Raw genomic sequence first — 3973 nt, forward strand, 5'->3', positions numbered from 1 at the left:
CCTGCCCCGGGGTGCCGACCATCACGAAGACGAAGATGCCGGCGTCGCGCAGGTGTCGTACCAGCCCCCGCTTCTCGCCGAAGGCCAGCACGACGGCGTCGACTCCGGCGTCGACGCAGGCCGTGATGTGCCCGCGATGAACGAAGTGCAGCAACAGGTTTACCGCGACCGCGCGGCCCGGCGTCCGCTCGCGCACCTCATCGATGGACGCGCGCAGCCGGCGCGGCGTGGCGATACCCAGGGTGCCCAGGCCGCCCGCCTCGGCGACCGCGGCGGCCAGCGCGGCACCCGCCAGACCGCCGCCCATGCCGGCCTGCGCGACCGGAACGTCCAGGCGCAGGCGGTCCGCGATGTCCACGCCTCACGACGCTACGCGGGTGGTCGAATCGGACCGTGATCGGGCGTAATCTTGACGGCAGATGGATGGGTGCAGACAGCTCAAAAGGCTTGCTGCATAACAGAAAGGTCACAAAATGAGTACAGTCCATTCATCAATCGATCACCACCCCGACTTGTTGGCCCTGCGCGCGAATTACGACCGCGTCGCCGAGTCGATGAGTGCGCACGTCACCTTCGGGCTGGCGCTGCTGACGGGCCTGTATGTGGCCGCGTCACCGTGGCTGGTGGGTTTCAGCGCCACGGGATCGCTTGCCACGTCGAACCTGATCGCCGGGGTCGCCGCGGCGTTCTTGGCGTACGGGTTCGCAACGGCGCTCGACCGTGCACACGGGTTGACCTGGACGATGCCGGTGCTCGGCATGTGGGTCATCGCGTCCCTGTGGATCCTGCCGGGCGTCACGCTGACCACCGGCATGACGTGGTCGAACGTGATCGCGGGTGCGTTGCTGACCCTGTTGGGCCTCAACGCCACCTACTTCGGCAGGCGCACACGCGCGGCGGCCACCCACGCATAGCATCCAAACCCGTTGAGCGAGGCGGCGATCGGGGCTAGCCGCAGACCGCACCGTTCGCCGCCGTGCTCACCAGCTTGACGTACTTGGCCAGTACGCCCGTCTTGTAGCGCGGCGGGGGAGGGGTGAAACCCTTTCGCCGGGAATCGAATTCGCTCCCGTCGACCAGCACGTCCAGCACGCGGTTCGCGACGTCCAGGCGGATCGGGTCGCCGTCGCGCAGGAAGGCGATTGGCCCGGCGTCGACCGCCTCCGGCGCGATGTGCCCCACGCACAGGCCGGTCGTCCCGCCCGAGAACCGGCCGTCGGTCAGCAGTAGCACGTCTTTACCCAGGCCGGCGCCCTTGATGGCGCCGGTGATGGCGAGCATCTCGCGCATCCCCGGACCGCCCTTGGGACCCTCGTACCGGATCACCACGGCGTCGCCCTTGGTGATCGTCCCGTCCTCCAGGGCATCCAGCGCGGCCCGCTCACCGTCGAAAACCCTTGCCGTGCCCTCGAACACGTCAGAGTCGAAGCCGGCCGACTTGACCACCGCGCCCTCGGGCGCCAGCGATCCGCGCAGGATGGTGATGCCCCCGGTCGGGTGGATGGGATTGTCCAGCGCCCGCAGCACCTTGCCGTCGGGGTCGGGTGGGTCGATCGCGGCCAGGTTCTCGGCGACGGTCTCGCCCGTCACCGTCAGGCAGTCGCCGTGCAGCAGGCCCGCATCCAACAGCGCCTTCATCGCCACCGGCACGCCGCCGATTTGGTCGACGTGCGACATGACGTGGCGACCGAACGGCTTGACGTCGGCCAGGTGCGGCACTTTCGAACCGATCCGGCTGAAGTCGTCGAGGGACAGCTCCACGTCGGCCTCGTGCGCGATCGCCAGCAGGTGCAGCACGGCGTTGGTGGATCCGCCGAACGCCATCACCACCGCGATCGCGTTCTCGAAGGCCTCCTTGGTCAGGATGTCGCGGGCGGTGATCCCGCGCCGCAGCAACTCGACGACGGCCGCACCGCTGCGGCGGGCGAACCCGTCGCGGCGGTAATCGGTCGCCGGTGGGGCCGCGCTGCCGGGCAGCGACATGCCGAGCGCCTCCGCGGCGCTGGCCATCGTGTTGGCGGTGTACATGCCGCCGCACGCGCCCTCGCTGGGACAGATCGCGCGTTCGATGGCGTCGACGTCCTCCCGGGGCATCAGGCCGCGCGCGCACGCGCCCACCGCCTCGAACGCGTCGATGATGGTGACCTCGCGTTCGGTTCCGTCGGACAGCTTGGCCCGCCCGGGCAGGATCGACCCCGCGTAGAGGAACACCGCCGCCAGGTCCAGGCGCGCGGCGGCCATCAGCATCCCGGGCAGGGACTTGTCGCAGCCGGCCAGCAGCACCGAGCCGTCGAGGCGCTCGGCCTGCATCACGGTCTCGACGCTGTCGGCGATCACCTCGCGCGACACCAGTGAGAAGTGCATGCCCTCGTGGCCCATCGAGATGCCGTCGGACACCGAGATCGTCCCGAACTCCAGCGGGAAGCCGCCGGCCGCGAACACGCCCTCCTTGACCGCCTTGGCGAGCCGGTCCAGCGAGAGGTTGCACGGCGTGATCTCGTTCCACGACGACGCCACCCCGATCTGCGGCTTGGCGAAGTCCTCGTCGCCCATGCCGACCGCCCGCAGCATGCCCCGCGCGGCGGCCTTCTCCAGGCCGTCGGTTACGTCACGGCTGCGCGGTTTGATGTCGGTGACTCCGGACGCATCGCGTGTTGTGGCCATCCTGCAAGTATGCGTGAACAGGCCGGACGGCAAATGTGCGGGTCATACCCGGGCGGGGTATAAAGTGGAATCGTGACGCCGGCCCGGCCACGCGCGGCGGGCGTGGATGGGCAGGGGTGAAGGACAGGATGACGAACGCGCTCGGATATTCGCAGCAGAAGGACAACTACGCCAAGCGGCTGCGGCGCATCGAGGGTCAGGTGCGCGGCATCGCGCGGATGATCGAAGAGGACAAGTACTGCATCGACGTCCTCACCCAGATCAGCGCGGTCAACAGCGCGCTGCGTTCGGTCGCCCTGAATTTGCTCGACGAGCACCTCAACCACTGCGTCACCCGCGCCGTGGCCGAGGGCGGCGACGACGCCGACCAGAAGCTCGCCGAGGCCTCCGCCGCCATCGCGCGCCTCGTTCGTTCCTGATTGGTGACCGAGTTGAGACCCGGATTACGGCCCCGATAAGGGGGGAGCCGTAGTTGCGGTCCGTACGGTAAGGCAGTGTGATCGCATTAGGCGCGACAACCCAGGAACTGGGTAGCCCGGCCGATACCGACGCCATGACTGCCGAAACCAATGCTGCCGCCCGAACGTGGACGCCACGGGTCGCGGCCCAGCTTGTGGTGCTGGCGGCGGCGGCCTTTACCTACGTGACCGCCGAGATCCTGCCCGTCGGCGCGCTGCCGGCGATCGCCCGCAACCTGCACGTCAGCCTGGTCCTCGTCGGGACCCTGCTGTCGTGGTACGCCCTGGTCGCGGCGCTGACCACGATTCCGCTGGTGCGCTGGACCGCGCACCTGCCGCGCCGCCGGGTGCTCGTGCTGAGCCTGACCTGCCTGACCGTCTCGCAGATGATCTCGGCGGTGGCCCCCACCTTCGAAGTACTGGCCGCCGGTCGCGTGCTGTGCGCGATCACGCACGGGCTGCTGTGGTCGGTCATCGCGCCGATCGCGACGCGGCTGGTACCGCCGAGCCACGCCGGCCGCGCGACGATGTCGATCTACGTCGGAACCAGCCTGGCGCTGGTGGTCGGTAGCCCGCTGACGGCGGCCATGAGCCTGATGTGGGGCTGGCGCCTGGCGGTGGTGTGTGTGACCGTGGCGGCCGTCATCGTCACGGTGGCCGCGCGGGCGCTGCTGCCGGAGATGGTGCTCACCGAGGACCAGCTGAAGTGCGTGGGCCCCCGGTCCCGCCACCACCGCAACCGCCGGCTGATCATCGTCAGCATCATCACCATGGTCGGCGTGACCGGGCACTTCGTCTCCTACACCTACATCGTGGAGATCATCCGCGAGGTCGTCGGCGTGCGGGGGCCG

General features: G+C 69.2%; 5 protein-coding genes. 3 read left to right on the forward strand and 2 right to left on the reverse strand.

Annotation, left to right across the window (positions count from 1 at the left end; translation table 11 throughout):
* Positions 1-358: nitronate monooxygenase (locus A9X03_RS23225; protein WP_197696130.1), on the reverse strand; the 358-nt coding region annotated here is incomplete at its 3' end.
* Positions 359-473: 115 nt separating this feature from the next.
* Here A9X03_RS23225 and A9X03_RS23230 point away from each other — a divergent pair.
* A complete protein-coding gene (locus A9X03_RS23230; RefSeq protein ID WP_067779239.1) occupies positions 474-914 on the forward strand; it encodes an SPW repeat protein in 441 nt (146 codons plus the stop codon).
* A gap of 34 nt (positions 915-948) precedes the next feature.
* Here A9X03_RS23230 and ilvD read toward each other — a convergent pair whose 3' ends face one another.
* Positions 949-2664: a dihydroxy-acid dehydratase gene (ilvD, locus tag A9X03_RS23235; protein ID WP_067779238.1), complete on the reverse strand. Its 1716-nt coding sequence runs from the start codon at positions 2662-2664 to the stop codon at positions 949-951.
* A gap of 128 nt (positions 2665-2792) precedes the next feature.
* Between ilvD and A9X03_RS23240 the strand changes: the two genes are divergently transcribed.
* Together A9X03_RS23240 and A9X03_RS23245 are read left to right on the forward strand one after the other, a co-directional pair.
* On the forward strand, positions 2793-3083 hold the full coding sequence (locus A9X03_RS23240; RefSeq protein WP_068263234.1) for a metal-sensitive transcriptional regulator: 291 nt from the start codon (positions 2793-2795) through the stop codon (positions 3081-3083).
* Positions 3084-3217: 134 nt separating this feature from the next.
* Positions 3218-3973 (forward strand): MFS transporter (locus A9X03_RS23245; RefSeq protein WP_156746645.1); only part of this gene is annotated, 756 nt, incomplete at its 3' end.

The organism is Mycobacterium sp. E1715 (assembly GCF_001667625.1).
Taxonomy (GTDB): Bacteria; Actinomycetota; Actinomycetes; order Mycobacteriales; family Mycobacteriaceae; genus Mycobacterium.